Origin of the sequence: Sporosarcina sp. P13 (genome assembly GCF_002743055.1) — a bacterium.
GTDB lineage: Bacteria > Bacillota > Bacilli > Bacillales_A > Planococcaceae > Sporosarcina.
The window spans coordinates 16,696-32,129 of record NZ_PDYM01000004.1; the positions used below are offsets into that span (position 1 = coordinate 16,696).

Here is a 15,434-nt window from a genome sequence, read left to right on the forward strand (position 1 = left end):
TTAACTAAAATTGTTGACAAGGCTTTCTGTAGATGATAATATACAAAAGGTTGATAGTTGTGGTTGATACTTTTTGATGAAATTAGATTTTCTTCAAATGGGTAAGAGACGCGAAGCAATCATCATTATAAAATAACAGTAAATAAGAGATCTCTAAACTTTACTGACGCCCGTTTTTGTGTGTGCACGCACAAAAACTTTGTTTTTACCTAAAAATGAACCACCTGGGTGTGTGGGATTACAAAAAAAGTTTGGAAGGAGGAACAACCTGATGCCTACAATTAACCAATTAGTCCGTAAACCTCGTAAATCGAAGTCGGAGAATTCTAAATCACCGGCTCTAGGAAAAAGCTATAACAGCTTTAAAAAGTCTATGACAAACGTGAACTCACCACAAAAAAGAGGTGTTTGTACACGTGTTGGTACTATGACACCTAAGAAACCGAACTCGGCACTTCGTAAGTATGCTCGTGTTCGTTTAACAAATACATTGGAAGTTAACGCTTATATCCCAGGTGAAGGCCACAACTTGCAAGAACACAGTGTGGTACTAATTCGCGGAGGACGCGTAAAAGACTTACCGGGTGTTCGTTACCATATCGTACGTGGAGCGCTTGATACAGCTGGAGTTACTGGCCGTATGCAAAGCCGTTCACAATATGGAGCTAAAAAGCCCAAAGTAAAGAAGTAATATAATCTAATGATATCGAAAGGAGGAACTAATTATGCCTCGTAAAGGTCCAGTTGCAAAACGCGATGTACTACCTGATCCGATTTATAATTCCAAGCTTGTAAGCCGCCTTATCAACAAAATGATGGTAGACGGTAAGAAAGGTACTTCACAAAAGATTCTTTATGGAGCGTTCGAAATTGTTAAAGAACGTTCTGGTCAAGAGCCACTTGAAGTATTCGAAGCTGCACTAAATAATGTAATGCCAGTTCTTGAAGTGCGTGCTCGCCGTGTTGGTGGAGCTAACTATCAAGTACCAGTTGAAGTTCGTCCAGAACGTCGTACAACTCTAGGTCTTCGTTACCTTGTTAACTATTCACGTACACGTGGAGAGAAAACAATGGAAGAGCGCCTAGCAAACGAAATTCTTGACGCATCAAACAACACAGGTGCTTCTGTTAAACGCCGTGAAGAAATGCATAAGATGGCGGAAGCTAACAGAGCATTCGCTCACTATCGTTGGTAACACCGGATATACTATAACGGTAATCCGAAAACGGAAGGAGTTCACAAAATGGGTAGAGATTTCTCCTTAGAGAACACTCGTAACATTGGTATCATGGCTCACATTGACGCTGGTAAGACAACAACAACTGAGCGGATCCTTTATTACACAGGTAAAATCCACAAAATTGGTGAAACGCACGAAGGTGCTTCACAGATGGACTGGATGGAGCAAGAACAAGAACGTGGAATCACGATTACATCTGCTGCAACAACAGCAGCTTGGAAAGGCCACCGTGTAAACATCATCGATACACCAGGACACGTAGACTTCACTGTTGAAGTTGAACGTTCACTACGTGTATTAGATGGAGCTGTTACGGTACTTGATGCACAATCAGGTGTAGAACCGCAAACAGAAACAGTTTGGCGTCAAGCGACAAACTACAAAGTACCACGTCTTGTATTCGTAAACAAAATGGATAAAACGGGTGCAGATTTCCTTTACTCTGTAGGCACACTACGTGACCGTCTACAAGCTAATGCTCACCCAATCCAATTGCCGATCGGTTCGGAAGATAACTTCTCTGGAATTATCGACTTAATTGAAATGAAGGCTACTTTGTATCCTAACGATCTAGGCACAGATACTACAGTAGAGGATATCCCTGCTGAGCACCTGGAACTAGCGAATGAATATCGCGAAAAACTAATTGAAGCAATTGTAGACTTCGATGAAGATCTAATGGAAAAGTATCTTGGCGGCGAAGAGCTTACAATTGATGAAATTAAAACAGCAATTCGTAAAGCGACATTAGCAGTTGAATTCTACCCTGTAGTTTGTGGAACAGCTTTCAAAAACAAAGGAGTACAATTAGTGTTGGATGCAGTAGTCGACTACTTACCATCACCACTTGATATTCCACCAATGGTTGGTCTGAACCCTGACACAGAGCAAGAAGAAGAGCGTCATTCTAGCGATGAAGAGCCATTCTCGGCACTTGCATTTAAAGTAATGACGGATCCTTATGTAGGGAAACTTACATTCTTCCGTATTTATTCAGGCGTTCTACAAGCTGGTTCTTACGTTGTAAACTCTACAAAAGGCAAGCGTGAGCGTGTAGGTCGTATTCTACAAATGCATGCTAACAGCCGTGAAGAGATATCTGAAGTGCATGCGGGTGAAATTGCTGCTGCTGTAGGATTGAAAGATACGACGACAGGTGACACACTTTGTGACGAGAAAGCATTGATCATTCTTGAATCAATGGAATTCCCTGAACCTGTTATTTCCGTAGCTATCGAGCCGAAAACAAAGGCAGACCAAGATAAAATGGGTCAAGCTCTTGGTAAGTTACAAGAAGAAGATCCGACATTCCGTGCACATACAGATCAAGAAACTGGAGAAGTTATCATCGCAGGTATGGGTGAACTTCACTTGGACATCATTGTTGACCGTCTACGACGTGAATTCAAAGTGGAAGCAAACGTGGGCGCGCCACAAGTTTCTTACCGCGAAACATTCCGTCAGTCAGCTGAAGTCGAAGGTAAATTCGTTCGTCAATCAGGTGGACGTGGACAGTTTGGTCACGTATGGATCGAATTTGGTCCGAACGAAGAAGGAAAAGGATTCGAATTCGTAAACAACATTGTTGGTGGTTCTGTTCCTCGTGAATACATCCCGGCAGTTGAAGCGGGTCTTCGTGATTCATTAGATAACGGTCCTTTGGCTGGATATCCATTAATCGATGTGAAAGCACGTCTATTTGACGGCTCATACCACGATGTTGACTCCAACGAAATGGCCTTCAAAGTTGCTGCATCAATGGCTTTGAAAAATGCAGCATCTAAATGTTCACCAGTACTTCTTGAACCAACAATGAGAGTTGAAGTTATCATTCCGGAAGAATACATGGGCGATATCATGGGTGATATTACATCACGCCGTGGCCGTGTAGAAGGTATGGAAGCTCGTGGTAACGCACAAGTCGTTCGCGCGATGGTTCCACTTGCTGAAATGTTTGGTTATGCAACAGCGTTACGTTCAAATACGCAAGGTCGTGGAGTATTCTCTATGGTGTTCGATCACTATGAAGAAGTTCCAAAGTCGGTTGCTGAAGATGTAATCAAGAAAAACAAAGGTGAATAATAAAGTTCATCCTTGTTTCCGATAAGAAATACTTGTAAGATATGGATAGTCAAGGGGACGCCTTTGACTTCCATACTATAAAAAACTAAACTTTTTTAAATTAAGGGAGGATCTCTAAAATGGGTAAAGAAAAATTCGACCGCTCCAAGGAGCACGCAAACGTAGGAACAATTGGTCACGTTGACCATGGTAAAACAACTTTAACTGCTGCAATCGCGACAGTTCTTTCTAAAGCAATGGGTGGAGAAGCAGAGTCATACGCTGACGTTGATAATGCACCTGAAGAAAAAGAGCGTGGAATTACAATCAGTACTTCTCACGTTGAGTATGAAACTGAAAAGCGTCACTATGCACACGTTGACTGCCCAGGTCACGCTGACTACGTTAAAAACATGATCACTGGTGCTGCACAAATGGACGGCGGAATCTTAGTAGTATCTGCTGCTGACGGCCCAATGCCACAAACTCGTGAGCACATCCTTCTTTCACGTCAAGTAGGTGTTCCTTACCTAGTTGTATTCATGAACAAATGTGACATGGTGGACGATGAAGAACTACTTGAATTAGTAGAAATGGAAATCCGTGAACTTCTTTCTGAGTATGACTTCCCTGGCGATGATATTCCAGTAGTTCGTGGATCTGCACTTAAAGCTCTTGAAGGAGAGCCTGAGTGGGAAGAGAAAATCCTTGAATTGATGGCAGCTGTTGATGACTATATCCCAACACCAGCTCGTGATACTGAAAAGCCATTCATGATGCCAGTAGAGGACGTATTCTCAATCACTGGTCGTGGTACAGTAGCAACTGGACGTGTTGAGCGTGGAGTTGTAAAAGTCGGAGATGTTGTTGACATTATCGGTCTTTCTGAAGAGCCAAGACCTACTACTGTAACTGGAGTAGAAATGTTCCGTAAACTTCTTGACTATGCAGAAGCTGGAGACAACATCGGTGCACTTCTACGTGGTGTTTCACGTGAAGATATCGAGCGTGGACAAGTTCTTGCTAAGCCGGGTACAATCACTCCACACACTCAGTTCAAATCTGAAGTTTATGTTCTATCAAAAGAAGAGGGTGGACGTCACACTCCATTCTTCTCAAACTACCGTCCTCAGTTCTACTTCCGTACAACTGACGTAACTGGAATCATCCAACTTCCTGAAGGTGTAGAAATGGTTATGCCTGGAGATAACGTTGAAATGACAGTTGAACTGATTTCCCCAATCGCGATTGAAGAAGGTACTAAATTCTCAATCCGTGAAGGTGGACGTACAGTAGGCGCTGGCGTTGTAGCTACAATTACAAAATAATTTCTTTTGGAATCCCGTCCTTGTGGCGGGATTTTTTTATTCGCTGAAAATAGTAGGCACTAGTTTTCATCATGGTGTGCATTAATGACTAAGATGTAATATAAAAAGGCTAAATAAAATACGTGCATATACTAGCGAAACCTGTTAAGATAATAAACGGGTTAAAAAACAAACTAATTTCTTTAAAAGGGTTGCACAAACCTAAAACATTATGTATAATGTTGAATGTTGGTCTTTGACTGCGAAGAAGCGAGAGGTTGCCGATACACCCGGCCGCTTTGCCATGGCGTGTGTGTGGGAAATTTTCGTGGAGAATTGTCTAGAAAATAGGCGAAAGGGAGGGAAAGTAATGGCAAAACAAAAGATTCGTATCCGATTGAAAGCTTACGATCATAGAATGATTGATCAGTCAGCTGAAAAGATTGTTGAAACGGCTAAACGTTCTGGAGCTAGTGTTTCAGGTCCAATTCCGTTGCCAACTGAAAGATCAGTTTACACGGTATTGCGTTCAGTTCACGTTTATAAAGATTCACGTGAGCAATTTGAAATGCGTACACACAAACGTTTAATCGATATCGTAAATCCAACTCCACAAACTGTGGACGCGTTAATGAAGCTTGATTTACCATCAGGCGTCGACATCGAAATCAAACTATAAAAAATACAAAACAACAATATTACAGGAGGTGTGACTAATGACCAAAGGAATCTTAGGAAGAAAAGTCGGTATGACGCAAATATTTGCTGAAAACGGCGATCTAATCCCAGTAACAGTGATTGAAGCTACTCCAAACGTAGTTCTTCAAAAGAAGACAATCGAAACGGATGGCTATGAATCAATCCAACTTGGATTTGATGACAAACGTGAAAAGCTTTCAAACAAACCTGAACAAGGCCATGTTGCAAAAGCTAACACGGCACCTAAGCGCTTCATTCGCGAAGTTCGCGGAGCTGACGTTAGTGCATACGAAGTTGGTCAGGAAGTCAAAGTTGATACATTCGCAGCAGGCGATGTAGTCGATATTACAGGAGTTTCAAAAGGTAAAGGATTCCAAGGTGTGATTAAGCGTCACGGTTTCTCACGCGGACCAATGTCACACGGATCACGTTTCCACCGCGCACCAGGTTCTCTAGGCGCTGTAGATGGACAACGAGTATTCAAAGGAAAAAAATTACCTGGACGTACTGGTGGCAAAACAGTAACGATCCAAAACGTAGAAATTGTACGAGTTGATGAAGAACGCAACTTGTTACTAGTTAAAGGTAACGTTCCTGGAGCTCGCAAATCACTAGTACAAGTGAAAAGTGCAATTAAAGGGAACTGAGTAAAACAGAAAGGAGGAAATAGGAATGCCTAAAGTATCTGTAGTAAGTCAAACAGGTTCTGCAGTTGGCGACATCGAGTTAAACGAAGCCATCTTCGGAATCGAACCGAATGAAGCAGTATTGTTTGAAGCAATTATTCAACAGCAAGCTTCTTTACGCCAAGGAAACCACAAGGTTAAATCTCGCGGGGAAGTAGCAGGCGGCGGTCGTAAACCGTGGCGTCAAAAAGGCACAGGCCGTGCTCGTCAAGGTTCAATTAGATCACCACAATGGCGTGGAGGCGGTATCGTATTCGGTCCAACACCACGTAGCTATAGCTATAAAATGCCTAAGAAAGTTCGTCGTTTAGCACTTCTTTCCGCACTTTCAACGAAAGTACGTGCAGAAGAATTAATTGTACTAGACAACTTAGCATTTGACGCACCACAAACAAAAGGCTTTGTTAAAGTGCTTGAAGACCTTTCAATCACAAAGAAAGCATTATTTGTTACAGCTGACCTAGAAGAAACAGTAGCATTGTCTGCTCGTAATATTCCTGGAATCAGCGTTGTTACAGCGAATGGTATCAATGTACTTGACCTAGTCGGACATGACCAACTCGTTATGACAAAAGCAGCAGTAGAAAAAGTTGAGGAGGTGCTTGGTTAATGGAAGCACGTGATATTTTGAAGCGTCCGGTCATTACCGAGCGTACTTCTGAGCAAATGGAATTCAGAAAATACACATTTGAAGTTGATACACGCGCGAATAAAACGCACGTTAAACAAGCTATCGAAGAAATCTTCGGTGTGGAAGTTGAAAAAGTTAATGTTCAGAACTATAAAGGCAAGTTCAAGCGTATGGGAAAACATGCTGGTTATACAAACAAGCGCCGCAAAGCAATTGTTACGTTAACTACTGATTCCAAGGATATCGAACTTTTTGAAATGTAATTAACGAACAATAAATGAAGGAGGGAACACAAATGGCGATCAAGAAGTACAAAGCTACCTCCAACGGACGTCGTAATATGACTTCTTCTGACTTTGCTGAGATTACTACAGACAAACCAGAAAAATCATTGCTTGAACCAGTCAAGCGTAAAGGCGGACGTAACAACCAAGGTAGAATGACAGTTCGTCACCAAGGTGGAGGACATAAGCGCCAATACCGTGTCATCGATTTCCAACGTCGGAAAGATGGCATTCCAGGACGCGTTGCTACGATCGAATACGATCCAAACCGTTCAGCAAACATCGCATTAATTAATTATGCAGATGGAGAAAAGAGATACATCCTTGCTCCTAAAGGGTTGCAAGTAGGTTCTACAATTATGTCAGGACCTGAAGCGGATATCCGCGTAGGAAATGCTCTACCACTAGAGAACATTCCAATGGGTTCTACAATCCATAACATTGAAATGAAACCAGGTAAGGGTGGACAATTAGTTCGTTCTGCTGGAACTTCAGCTCAATTGCTTGGACGTGAAGGTAAATATGTTATCATTCGTCTACAATCAGGCGAGGTACGTATGATTCTTTCAGCTTGCCGTGCAACTATCGGACAAGTAGGAAACGAACAGCACGAATTGATCAACATTGGTAAAGCAGGTCGTTCACGTTGGTTAGGCAAGCGCCCATCCGTTCGTGGATCTGTAATGAACCCTAACGATCACCCACACGGTGGTGGTGAAGGACGTACGCCGATCGGTCGTCCAAGTCCTGTTACTCCTTGGGGGAAACCAACTCTTGGATTCAAGACACGCAAAAAGAGCAATAAATCAGACAAGTTTATCGTTCGTCGTCGTAAAAAATAATTTTGTTGCACTGCGGTTCATTAGATGGACCGTAGTACAAACTCGGAAGGAGGTTCCAGAATGGGCCGCAGCTTGAAAAAAGGACCTTTTGCAGATGACCACTTATTAAAAAAGGTTGATGCACAAAAAGATTCAGAAAAGAAGCAGGTAATTAAAACATGGTCTCGCCGTTCAACAATCTTCCCGACTTTCATCGGATTGACAATTGCAGTATATGATGGACGCAAACATGTTCCTGTTTATGTAACAGAAGATATGGTAGGTCACAAACTAGGTGAATTCGTACCTACGCGCACTTATAAAGGCCATGGTGCCGACGATAAGAAAACAAAACGCTAATTGAGAGGAGGTTATCCTGATGCAACAAGCTAAAGCATCTGTACGCACAGTCCGCATTGCTTCTCGCAAGGTTCGTTTGGTCGTTGATCTTATTCGCGGCAAGAATATCGGTGAAGCTATGGCGATTCTACGACTTACGCCTAAAGCGGCATCTCCGGTTGTAGAAAAGCTTTTAAAATCAGCAATTGCAAATGCTGAGCATAACTACGAAATGAACACTGAGAACTTATACGTCAGCGAAGTATTCGTAGACGAAGGACCAACAATGAAACGTTTCCGTCCACGTGCACAAGGTCGTGCGAGTGCGATTAACAAACGTACAAGCCACATTACATTAGTGGTATCTGAAAAGAAGGAGGGGTAATTAGTGGGCCAAAAAGTACATCCTAATGGACTGCGTGTCGGTGTCATCCGTGACTGGGACTCGAAATGGTACGCGGAAAAAGATTATGCGTCCTTATTACACGAAGACTTAAAGATTCGTGAATACATTGAAAAACGTCTTGTAGATGCATCACTTTCTAAAGTAGAAATTGAGCGTGCTGCTAAGCGTGTAAATATTACAATTCACACTGCAAAGCCAGGTATGGTTATCGGTAAAGGTGGTTCCGAAGTTGAAACACTTCGTAAAAATCTTAACGAAATCACTGGCAAGCGTGTACACATAAACATCGTAGAAGTAAAACGTGCTGATTTGGATGCGAGACTAGTCGCAGAATCTATCGCTCGTCAATTGGAAAGCCGTGTTTCTTTCCGTCGTGCTCAGAAACAAGCGATTCAACGTACAATTCGCTCTGGAGCTAAAGGAATCAAAACACAAGTGTCTGGTCGTCTCGGCGGTGCTGATATCGCTCGTGCTGAACACTATAGTGAAGGAACTGTCCCTCTTCATACATTACGTGCTGATATAGATTATGCACATGCTGAAGCTGATACTACTTATGGTAAGCTTGGCGTAAAAGTATGGATTTATCGTGGTGAAGTCCTTCCAGTCAAGAAGAACTCTGCGGAAGGAGGCAAATAATAATGTTAATGCCTAAACGTGTTAAACATCGTCGTGTATTCCGTGGGAAAATGCGCGGTCAAACAAAAGGTGGCGCTACTGTTCAATTTGGTGAGTTTGGTCTTCAAGCTCTTGAATCAGGTTGGATCACGAACCGTCAGATTGAATCTGCTCGTATTGCCATGACTCGTTATATGAAGCGTGGTGGTAAAGTGTGGATCAATATTTTCCCGCACAAACCATATACAAAAAAGCCTCTTGAAGTCCGAATGGGTTCCGGTAAAGGTGCTGTAGAAGGCTGGGTAGCAGTTGTTAAGCCTGGTCGAGTAATGTTCGAAATTGCAGGTGTTTCAGAAGAAGTAGCTCGTGAGGCATTAAGACTCGCATCGCACAAACTTCCTGTAACAAGCAAGTTTGTAAAACGTGAAGAAATTGGTGGTGAGTCTAATGAAAGCTAAAGAAATTCGTGACTTAACAACTGCAGAGATCGAGCAAAAAGTGAAATCACTTAAAGAAGAGCTTTTCAACCTTCGCTTCCAGTTAGCGACAGGTCAATTAGAAAACACTGCACGCATCCGTGAAGTACGCAAATCGATTGCGCGCATGAAAACTGTAATACGTCAAAGAGAAATCAGTGCAAATAACTGATGAAGGAGGTTGCAGCCATGACTGAGCGTAACCAGCGCAAAGTATACACAGGCCGTGTCGTTTCCGACAAAATGGATAAAACCGTTACGGTAATGGTAGAAACATACAAAAAACATTCTTTATACGGTAAGCGTGTAAAGTACTCTAAAAAATTCAAGGCCCATGATGAGCTTAACGAAGCAAAAATTGGCGATGTTGTTCGTATTATGGAGACTCGTCCATTATCGGCAACTAAGCGTTTCCGTCTTCTAGAAGTCGTCGAAAAAGCGGTCATCATCTAATAGGTTTTTAACTCAGATTTTGGAAGGAGGTAACCTCGATGATTCAACAGGAAAGTCGAATGAAAGTTGCTGACAACTCTGGCGCACGTGAAGTACTGACAATTAAAGTACTAGGTGGATCAGGTCGTAAAGTAGCTAATATCGGTGACATAGTTGTTGTTACGGTTAAGAAAGCAACACCAGGTGGAGTTGTTAAGAAGGGTGACGTTGTTAAAGCGGTCATCGTTCGTACGAAAAGTGGAGTTCGTCGTAAGGACGGTTCTTACATTACATTTGATGAAAATGCTTGCGTTATTATCCGTGATGATAAAGGGCCACGTGGAACACGTATTTTCGGACCAGTTGCTCGCGAACTACGCGACAATAACTTCATGAAAATCATTTCACTTGCTCCAGAAGTTCTTTAATTCTAATGACAGAGCCAGTCAAGGAGGTGCGATAGAATGCACGTTAAAAAAGGCGACAAAGTTATGGTGATCTCTGGGAAAGACAAAGGTAAAACAGGTGTGATCCTAACTGCTTATCCAAAAAAAGACCGTGTGCTAGTTGAAGGTATTAATATCGTTAAAAAACACACGAAGCCGAACCAAGAGAATCCTCAAGGCGGAATTGTAAGTCAAGAAGCTGCGATTCATGTCTCAAACGTGATGGTCATCGATCCTAAAACAGGCGAACCGACTCGTGTGGGTTATAAAGTGGAAGACGGTAAAAAAGTACGTATTGCAAAAAAATCCGGTGAAGCACTGGACAAGTAAGCTAGGCATGAAAGGAGGTCCGACTGATGAGTCGATTGAAAGAGAAATTTACTAAAGAAATCACACCTGCTCTAATGAGCAAGTTTGAATATACATCTGTTATGCAAGTACCTAAAGTAGATAAAATCGTTATCAACATGGGTGTTGGTGATGCAGTTCAAAATACAAAAGCACTTGATGCAGCTGTTGAAGATCTAGCAACTATCTCAGGTCAAAAGCCAGTCATAACAAAAGCAAAGAAATCTATCGCTGGTTTCCGTTTGCGTGAAGGTATGCCGATCGGAGCTAAAGTAACGCTTCGCGGTGAGCGCATGTACGAGTTTCTTGACAAATTAGTTTCTATCTCATTACCACGTGTACGTGACTTCCGTGGCGTTTCTAAAAAAGCGTTCGATGGTCGTGGGAACTATACACTAGGTGTGAAAGAACAACTTATTTTCCCTGAAATTGACTACGATAAAGTATCAAAAGTACGTGGAATGGACATCGTCATCGTGACGACTGCAAACACTGATGAAGAAGCACGCGAATTGCTTACACAGTGTGGCATGCCGTTCCAAAAGTAAAATAATAGGGAGGCGAAAACGTGGCTAAGAAATCAATGATCGCTAAACAGAAACGTACGCCAAAGTACAAAGTACAAGAATATACTCGCTGCGAACGCTGTGGTCGTCCACATTCAGTATATCGCAAATTTAAACTTTGCCGTATTTGTTTCCGCGAACTTGCATATAAGGGACAACTTCCTGGCGTTAAAAAAGCCAGCTGGTAAACCCCTAATTAGGGAAGGAGGTTAATTCAAATGACAATGAGTGATCCGATTGCAGATATGCTTACACGCATCCGTAACGCGAACATGGTTCGCCACGAGAAGCTTGAGGTACCTGCTTCAAACGTAAAAAAAGAAATCGCTGAAATCTTAAAACGAGAAGGTTTCGTTCGCGATGTGGAATACGTGGAAGATAACAAACAAGGCATCATCCGCATTTTCCTAAAATACGGTCAAGATAACGAGCGCGTCATCAATGGCTTAAAACGTATTTCTAAACCAGGACTTCGTGTGTATGCAAAATCAAATGAAGTACCTAAAGTATTGAATGGTCTAGGTGTTGCACTAGTTTCTACATCAAACGGTGTACTAACAGACAAAGAGGCCCGCGCTAAACAAGTCGGCGGAGAAGTCGTCGCTTACGTTTGGTAATCAGCTACAAATGAATGGAGGTGCAATTGAATGTCCCGTATTGGTAATCGTCAGATCGATGTTCCTGAAAATGTTACTGTAACAATTTCAGCTGAGAACTTCGCAACTGTTAAAGGACCGAAAGGTGAACTTTCGCGTCAATTAGATAAAGATATCACGATCAATCAGGAAGGCAATGTCATTACATTGACTCGCCCTTCTGAATCTAAAGCTCACCGTTCAATCCACGGTACTACACGTTCTGTGCTTAACAACATGGTAGTTGGTGTATCTACTGGATTCGAGCGCACACTAGAATTGGTTGGGGTTGGATACCGTGCGTCAATGCAAGGCAAGAAGCTTGTATTGAACGTTGGGTACTCACATCCAGTCGAATTCACACCAGAAGAAGGTGTAGAAGTTGAAGTTCCAGCGAACACTAAAATTATTGTTCGTGGCTACAACAAAGAACACGTAGGTGCTCTTGCTTCTAACATCCGTCAAGTACGTCCGCCAGAGCCGTATAAAGGCAAAGGTATTCGTTATGAAGGCGAAATCGTTCGTCGTAAAGAAGGTAAAACAGGTAAATAATACCGCCTGAGGTATTTGGAAGGAGTGACCACGATGATTACGAAACAAGATAAAAACGCTGTCCGTAGAAAACGTCACGCACGTGTGCGTTCGAAAATCAGCGGAACTGCAGAGCGTCCACGTCTAAACGTTTACCGTTCAAACAAACATATCTATGCACAATTGATTGACGACACAAATGGTGTAACAATCGTTAGTGCTTCTACAATGGATAATGGCGTTGAAGCTGGATCTACAGGTAACACTGAATCTGCAGCTAAAGTTGGCGAGCTTATTGCAAAGAAAGCTGTTGAAAAAGACGTCAAAAAGGTTGTCTTTGACCGTGGCGGATATCTTTTCCATGGCCGTGTTAAAGCTCTTGCTGACGCTGCACGCGAAAATGGACTTGAATTTTAATTAAGAAGGAGGGACATATTTCATGCGTCGTAATGATCAAAACAAAAGTGAGTTTGAAGAACGCGTAGTAACGATCAACCGAGTTGCGAAAGTTGTAAAAGGTGGACGTCGTTTCCGCTTTACTGCACTTGTCGTAGTCGGAGATAAAAACGGTCGTGTCGGTTTTGGTACTGGAAAAGCACAAGAAGTTCCAGATGCAATCCGTAAAGCAATTGAAGATGCAAAGAAAAACTTGATTGTAGTACCAATGGTTAAGGGTACAACTCCACATGAAGTAATCGGCCGTTTTGGTGCAGGACAAATCCTCATCAAACCAGCTGCTCCAGGTACTGGAGTTATTGCGGGTGGACCTGTCCGTGCGGTACTCGAACTTGCAGGTATCACGGATATTCTTTCTAAATCACTTGGATCAAGCACTCCAATCAACATGGTACGTGCAACAATCGAAGGATTGCAGAATTTGAAACGCGCAGAAGATGTAGCAAGATTGCGTGGTAAATCTGTAGAAGAACTTTTAGGTTAAGGGGGGAAACACAATGGCGAACAAACTTGCAATCACCCTTACGAAAAGTGTAATCGGTTCTAAGCCGACACAACGTAAAACAATTGAAGCATTAGGTCTTCGAAAGTTAAATCAAGTAGCTGAGCATCAAGATAATGCTTCGATTCGTGGTATGATCACTAAAGTCAGCCACTTGGTAACAGTTAAAGAAATTTAAGTAACACTTTATAATAAGGAGGTGCCGATAAGATGAAGTTACACGAACTAAAACCAGCTGAGGGATCACGTAAAAACCGTAAACGCGTTGGTCGTGGGATCGGATCTGGAACAGGAAAGACTTCCGGTAGAGGTCACGATGGTCAAAACTCACGTTCAGGCGGCGGTGTACGTCTTGGTTTCGAAGGTGGACAAATTCCTCTTTTCCAACGACTTCCTAAGCGTGGGTTCACGAACATCAATCGTAAAGATTATGCAATCGTTAACCTTGACACGTTGAATCGTTTTGAAGAAGGCACGGAAGTAACGCCGGAATTGCTACTTGAAACTGGTGTTGTAAGTAACGCTAAATCTGGTATCAAGATTCTTGGAAATGGAACTCTTGACAAAAAGATTACCGTGAAAGCAAACAAATTCTCCGCTTCTGCAAAAGAAGCAATTGAAAAAGCGGGCGGGCAAACAGAGGTGGTATAATGTTTCAGACAATCTCTAATTTCATGCGTGTGAAAGAGATCCGGTCTAAAATAATTTTCACCCTCCTAGTGCTTATCGTATTTAGACTCGGGACATTTGTTCCGGTTCCTAACGTTGATGCAACTGCTTTACAACAATCAAATAACCAGTTTATTGGTTTCTTGAACACTTTCGGTGGAGGAGCACTTTCCAACTTTTCAATCTTTGCGATGGGGATCATGCCGTACATTACGGCTTCCATCATTGTACAGCTCTTGCAAATGGACGTTGTGCCGAAGTTTACTGAGTGGTCTAAACAAGGGGACGTCGGAAGACGTAAGCTTGCACAGTTCACGAGGTACTTCACGATTGTTCTTGCCTTTATCCAAGCTATCGCTATGTCCTTTGGTTTCAACCAAACATTCGGCGGTGCGCTAATTAAAGATAACAGTGTGTCTACATATGTCGTCATTGCGATTGTGTTGACTGCAGGAACAGCTTTCCTTTTATGGCTTGGTGAGCAAATTACTGCAAAAGGTGTTGGGAATGGTATTTCCATCATTATTTTTGCAGGGATTGTCGCGGGTATTCCGAATGCTGTAAACCAGTTGTATGTAACGCAAATACAAGACGCTGGAGATGCACTATTCATTCGAATTGCAACAATGATCTTACTGCTACTCGTAATCGTAGCTATTGTTGTCGGAGTTATCTACTTCCAAGAAGCATTGCGGAAAATTCCAATTCAATATGCGAAGCGTGTTTCAGGACGTAGTCAATCCGTTGCAAGTCAACAAACTCATTTACCTTTGAAACTGAATGCTGCGGGTGTTATTCCAGTAATCTTTGCGGTGGCTTTCTTTATCACACCACAACAAATTGCTCCATTTTTCGGTGAGAACAGTGTAACTAAAACAATCATTCGGATTTTCGATTATACGAATCCGGTTGGTATGATTTTATACGTAACACTTATTATCGCGTTTACTTATTTCTATGCGTTCATTCAAGTGAACCCAGAGAATATGGCAGACAACTTAAAAAAACAAGGTGCATATATTCCAGGAATTCGTCCGGGTGCAAACACTCAATCGTATTTAACTAGTACTCTGTACAGATTAACATTCGTCGGCTCGATTTTCCTTGCTGTCGTTGCTGTTATGCCAATCTTCTTCATTAATCTAGCGAATCTTCCTCAATCTGCCCAAATCGGTGGAACGAGCTTGCTTATCGTAGTCGGCGTTGCCCTTGAAACGATGAAGCAATTGGAATCGCAGTTAGTGAAAAGACATTACAGAGGATTTATGAAATAAAAAGCA

26 protein-coding genes are annotated in these 15,434 nt (G+C 42.3%); all 26 read left to right on the plus strand.

Annotated elements, in window-relative coordinates; all coding sequences use genetic code 11:
- The first annotated feature begins 271 nt into the window (after positions 1–271).
- The 26 genes from rpsL to secY all read left to right on the plus strand — a co-directional run bounded on the left by rpsL (position 272) and on the right by secY (position 15,428).
- Positions 272–691 carry a 30S ribosomal protein S12 gene (rpsL, locus tag CSV79_RS03225; RefSeq protein WP_099687607.1) on the plus strand — a complete coding sequence of 140 codons (420 nt, stop codon included), beginning with the start codon at positions 272–274 and terminating at the stop codon, positions 689–691.
- 34 nt (positions 692–725) lie between these two features.
- The gene (gene rpsG, locus CSV79_RS03230) at positions 726–1,196 is read left to right on the plus strand and encodes a 30S ribosomal protein S7 (RefSeq protein WP_099687608.1); all 471 of its coding nucleotides are present in this window, start codon (positions 726–728) and stop codon (positions 1,194–1,196) included.
- Positions 1,197–1,244: 48 nt separating this feature from the next.
- Positions 1,245–3,323, plus strand: coding sequence for an elongation factor G (fusA, locus tag CSV79_RS03235; protein WP_099687609.1), 2,079 nt, complete (start codon positions 1,245–1,247; stop codon positions 3,321–3,323).
- A 119-nt stretch (positions 3,324–3,442) separates the two neighbouring features.
- Positions 3,443–4,630, plus strand: a complete 1,188-nt coding sequence (tuf, locus tag CSV79_RS03240; RefSeq protein ID WP_099687610.1) for an elongation factor Tu — start codon at positions 3,443–3,445, stop codon at positions 4,628–4,630.
- 349 nt (positions 4,631–4,979) lie between these two features.
- Positions 4,980–5,288: a 30S ribosomal protein S10 gene (rpsJ, locus tag CSV79_RS03245; RefSeq protein ID WP_029053278.1), complete on the plus strand. Its 309-nt coding sequence runs from the start codon at positions 4,980–4,982 to the stop codon at positions 5,286–5,288.
- 37 nt (positions 5,289–5,325) lie between these two features.
- Complete coding sequence (rplC, locus tag CSV79_RS03250; RefSeq protein ID WP_099687611.1) at positions 5,326–5,955, plus strand: 50S ribosomal protein L3; 630 nt, start codon at positions 5,326–5,328, stop codon at positions 5,953–5,955.
- A 25-nt stretch (positions 5,956–5,980) separates the two neighbouring features.
- On the plus strand, positions 5,981–6,604 hold the full coding sequence (gene rplD / locus CSV79_RS03255) for a 50S ribosomal protein L4 (protein WP_099687612.1): 624 nt from the start codon (positions 5,981–5,983) through the stop codon (positions 6,602–6,604).
- On the plus strand, positions 6,604–6,888 hold the full coding sequence (rplW, locus tag CSV79_RS03260; RefSeq protein WP_099687613.1) for a 50S ribosomal protein L23: 285 nt from the start codon (positions 6,604–6,606) through the stop codon (positions 6,886–6,888). The genes rplD and rplW overlap by 1 nt, the downstream gene beginning before the upstream one ends.
- A 32-nt stretch (positions 6,889–6,920) precedes the next feature.
- Complete coding sequence (rplB, locus tag CSV79_RS03265) at positions 6,921–7,751, plus strand: 50S ribosomal protein L2 (protein ID WP_099687614.1); 831 nt, start codon at positions 6,921–6,923, stop codon at positions 7,749–7,751.
- Between the two features lie 60 nt (positions 7,752–7,811).
- Positions 7,812–8,090, plus strand: coding sequence for a 30S ribosomal protein S19 (gene rpsS / locus CSV79_RS03270; RefSeq protein ID WP_081243208.1), 279 nt, complete (start codon positions 7,812–7,814; stop codon positions 8,088–8,090).
- Between the two features lie 19 nt (positions 8,091–8,109).
- Positions 8,110–8,454 carry a 50S ribosomal protein L22 gene (rplV, locus tag CSV79_RS03275; RefSeq protein ID WP_099687615.1) on the plus strand — a complete coding sequence of 115 codons (345 nt, stop codon included), beginning with the start codon at positions 8,110–8,112 and terminating at the stop codon, positions 8,452–8,454.
- A 3-nt stretch (positions 8,455–8,457) separates the two neighbouring features.
- Positions 8,458–9,114: a 30S ribosomal protein S3 gene (gene rpsC / locus CSV79_RS03280; RefSeq protein ID WP_099687616.1), complete on the plus strand. Its 657-nt coding sequence runs from the start codon at positions 8,458–8,460 to the stop codon at positions 9,112–9,114.
- 2 nt (positions 9,115–9,116) lie between these two features.
- Complete coding sequence (gene rplP / locus CSV79_RS03285) at positions 9,117–9,551, plus strand: 50S ribosomal protein L16 (RefSeq protein ID WP_099687617.1); 435 nt, start codon at positions 9,117–9,119, stop codon at positions 9,549–9,551.
- Positions 9,541–9,741: a 50S ribosomal protein L29 gene (gene rpmC, locus CSV79_RS03290; protein ID WP_009499049.1), complete on the plus strand. Its 201-nt coding sequence runs from the start codon at positions 9,541–9,543 to the stop codon at positions 9,739–9,741. Before rplP ends, rpmC begins: the two co-directional genes overlap by 11 nt.
- 17 nt (positions 9,742–9,758) lie before the next feature.
- The gene (gene rpsQ, locus CSV79_RS03295; RefSeq protein WP_081243204.1) at positions 9,759–10,022 is read left to right on the plus strand and encodes a 30S ribosomal protein S17; all 264 of its coding nucleotides are present in this window, start codon (positions 9,759–9,761) and stop codon (positions 10,020–10,022) included.
- A gap of 38 nt (positions 10,023–10,060) precedes the next feature.
- Positions 10,061–10,429, plus strand: a complete 369-nt coding sequence (rplN, locus tag CSV79_RS03300) for a 50S ribosomal protein L14 (RefSeq protein WP_099687618.1) — start codon at positions 10,061–10,063, stop codon at positions 10,427–10,429.
- A gap of 36 nt (positions 10,430–10,465) precedes the next feature.
- Complete coding sequence (gene rplX / locus CSV79_RS03305) at positions 10,466–10,777, plus strand: 50S ribosomal protein L24 (RefSeq protein ID WP_099687619.1); 312 nt, start codon at positions 10,466–10,468, stop codon at positions 10,775–10,777.
- A 26-nt stretch (positions 10,778–10,803) separates the two neighbouring features.
- A complete protein-coding gene (gene rplE, locus CSV79_RS03310; protein WP_099687620.1) occupies positions 10,804–11,343 on the plus strand; it encodes a 50S ribosomal protein L5 in 540 nt (179 codons plus the stop codon).
- 20 nt (positions 11,344–11,363) lie between these two features.
- Positions 11,364–11,549 (plus strand): type Z 30S ribosomal protein S14, encoded by a 186-nt coding sequence (locus CSV79_RS03315; protein WP_008298870.1) that lies wholly within the window; start codon positions 11,364–11,366, stop codon positions 11,547–11,549.
- Between the two features lie 30 nt (positions 11,550–11,579).
- The gene (rpsH, locus tag CSV79_RS03320; protein ID WP_029053265.1) at positions 11,580–11,978 is read left to right on the plus strand and encodes a 30S ribosomal protein S8; all 399 of its coding nucleotides are present in this window, start codon (positions 11,580–11,582) and stop codon (positions 11,976–11,978) included.
- Positions 11,979–12,008: 30 nt separating this feature from the next.
- A complete protein-coding gene (gene rplF, locus CSV79_RS03325) occupies positions 12,009–12,548 on the plus strand; it encodes a 50S ribosomal protein L6 (RefSeq protein WP_099687621.1) in 540 nt (179 codons plus the stop codon).
- Between the two features lie 33 nt (positions 12,549–12,581).
- Positions 12,582–12,944 (plus strand): 50S ribosomal protein L18, encoded by a 363-nt coding sequence (gene rplR, locus CSV79_RS03330; RefSeq protein WP_099687622.1) that lies wholly within the window; start codon positions 12,582–12,584, stop codon positions 12,942–12,944.
- A gap of 22 nt (positions 12,945–12,966) precedes the next feature.
- A complete protein-coding gene (rpsE, locus tag CSV79_RS03335; protein ID WP_099687623.1) occupies positions 12,967–13,467 on the plus strand; it encodes a 30S ribosomal protein S5 in 501 nt (166 codons plus the stop codon).
- A gap of 13 nt (positions 13,468–13,480) precedes the next feature.
- Positions 13,481–13,663, plus strand: a complete 183-nt coding sequence (gene rpmD / locus CSV79_RS03340; protein WP_099687624.1) for a 50S ribosomal protein L30 — start codon at positions 13,481–13,483, stop codon at positions 13,661–13,663.
- A 32-nt stretch (positions 13,664–13,695) separates the two neighbouring features.
- A complete protein-coding gene (gene rplO / locus CSV79_RS03345) occupies positions 13,696–14,136 on the plus strand; it encodes a 50S ribosomal protein L15 (RefSeq protein ID WP_099687625.1) in 441 nt (146 codons plus the stop codon).
- Positions 14,136–15,428, plus strand: coding sequence for a preprotein translocase subunit SecY (gene secY, locus CSV79_RS03350; protein WP_099687626.1), 1,293 nt, complete (start codon positions 14,136–14,138; stop codon positions 15,426–15,428). Before rplO ends, secY begins: the two co-directional genes overlap by 1 nt.
- The last annotated feature ends 6 nt before the right edge of the window (positions 15,429–15,434 follow it).

What these genes read in the sequence shown, in the direction of transcription:
- rpsL (WP_099687607.1), top strand. Translation starts at nt 272, where the DNA reads ATGCCTACAATTAACCAATTAGTCCGTAAACCTCGTAAATCGAAGTCG.
- rpsG (WP_099687608.1), top strand. Translation starts at nt 726, where the DNA reads ATGCCTCGTAAAGGTCCAGTTGCAAAACGCGATGTACTACCTGATCCG.
- fusA (WP_099687609.1), top strand. Translation starts at nt 1,245, where the DNA reads ATGGGTAGAGATTTCTCCTTAGAGAACACTCGTAACATTGGTATCATG.
- tuf (WP_099687610.1), top strand. Translation starts at nt 3,443, where the DNA reads ATGGGTAAAGAAAAATTCGACCGCTCCAAGGAGCACGCAAACGTAGGA.
- rpsJ (WP_029053278.1), top strand. Translation starts at nt 4,980, where the DNA reads ATGGCAAAACAAAAGATTCGTATCCGATTGAAAGCTTACGATCATAGA.
- rplC (WP_099687611.1), top strand. Translation starts at nt 5,326, where the DNA reads ATGACCAAAGGAATCTTAGGAAGAAAAGTCGGTATGACGCAAATATTT.
- rplD (WP_099687612.1), top strand. Translation starts at nt 5,981, where the DNA reads ATGCCTAAAGTATCTGTAGTAAGTCAAACAGGTTCTGCAGTTGGCGAC.
- rplW (WP_099687613.1), top strand. Translation starts at nt 6,604, where the DNA reads ATGGAAGCACGTGATATTTTGAAGCGTCCGGTCATTACCGAGCGTACT.
- rplB (WP_099687614.1), top strand. Translation starts at nt 6,921, where the DNA reads ATGGCGATCAAGAAGTACAAAGCTACCTCCAACGGACGTCGTAATATG.
- rpsS (WP_081243208.1), top strand. Translation starts at nt 7,812, where the DNA reads ATGGGCCGCAGCTTGAAAAAAGGACCTTTTGCAGATGACCACTTATTA.
- rplV (WP_099687615.1), top strand. Translation starts at nt 8,110, where the DNA reads ATGCAACAAGCTAAAGCATCTGTACGCACAGTCCGCATTGCTTCTCGC.
- rplP (WP_099687617.1), top strand. Translation starts at nt 9,117, where the DNA reads ATGTTAATGCCTAAACGTGTTAAACATCGTCGTGTATTCCGTGGGAAA.
- rpmC (WP_009499049.1), top strand. Translation starts at nt 9,541, where the DNA reads ATGAAAGCTAAAGAAATTCGTGACTTAACAACTGCAGAGATCGAGCAA.
- rpsQ (WP_081243204.1), top strand. Translation starts at nt 9,759, where the DNA reads ATGACTGAGCGTAACCAGCGCAAAGTATACACAGGCCGTGTCGTTTCC.
- rplN (WP_099687618.1), top strand. Translation starts at nt 10,061, where the DNA reads ATGATTCAACAGGAAAGTCGAATGAAAGTTGCTGACAACTCTGGCGCA.
- rplX (WP_099687619.1), top strand. Translation starts at nt 10,466, where the DNA reads ATGCACGTTAAAAAAGGCGACAAAGTTATGGTGATCTCTGGGAAAGAC.
- rplE (WP_099687620.1), top strand. Translation starts at nt 10,804, where the DNA reads ATGAGTCGATTGAAAGAGAAATTTACTAAAGAAATCACACCTGCTCTA.
- rpsH (WP_029053265.1), top strand. Translation starts at nt 11,580, where the DNA reads ATGACAATGAGTGATCCGATTGCAGATATGCTTACACGCATCCGTAAC.
- rplF (WP_099687621.1), top strand. Translation starts at nt 12,009, where the DNA reads ATGTCCCGTATTGGTAATCGTCAGATCGATGTTCCTGAAAATGTTACT.
- rplR (WP_099687622.1), top strand. Translation starts at nt 12,582, where the DNA reads ATGATTACGAAACAAGATAAAAACGCTGTCCGTAGAAAACGTCACGCA.
- rpsE (WP_099687623.1), top strand. Translation starts at nt 12,967, where the DNA reads ATGCGTCGTAATGATCAAAACAAAAGTGAGTTTGAAGAACGCGTAGTA.
- rpmD (WP_099687624.1), top strand. Translation starts at nt 13,481, where the DNA reads ATGGCGAACAAACTTGCAATCACCCTTACGAAAAGTGTAATCGGTTCT.
- rplO (WP_099687625.1), top strand. Translation starts at nt 13,696, where the DNA reads ATGAAGTTACACGAACTAAAACCAGCTGAGGGATCACGTAAAAACCGT.
- secY (WP_099687626.1), top strand. Translation starts at nt 14,136, where the DNA reads ATGTTTCAGACAATCTCTAATTTCATGCGTGTGAAAGAGATCCGGTCT.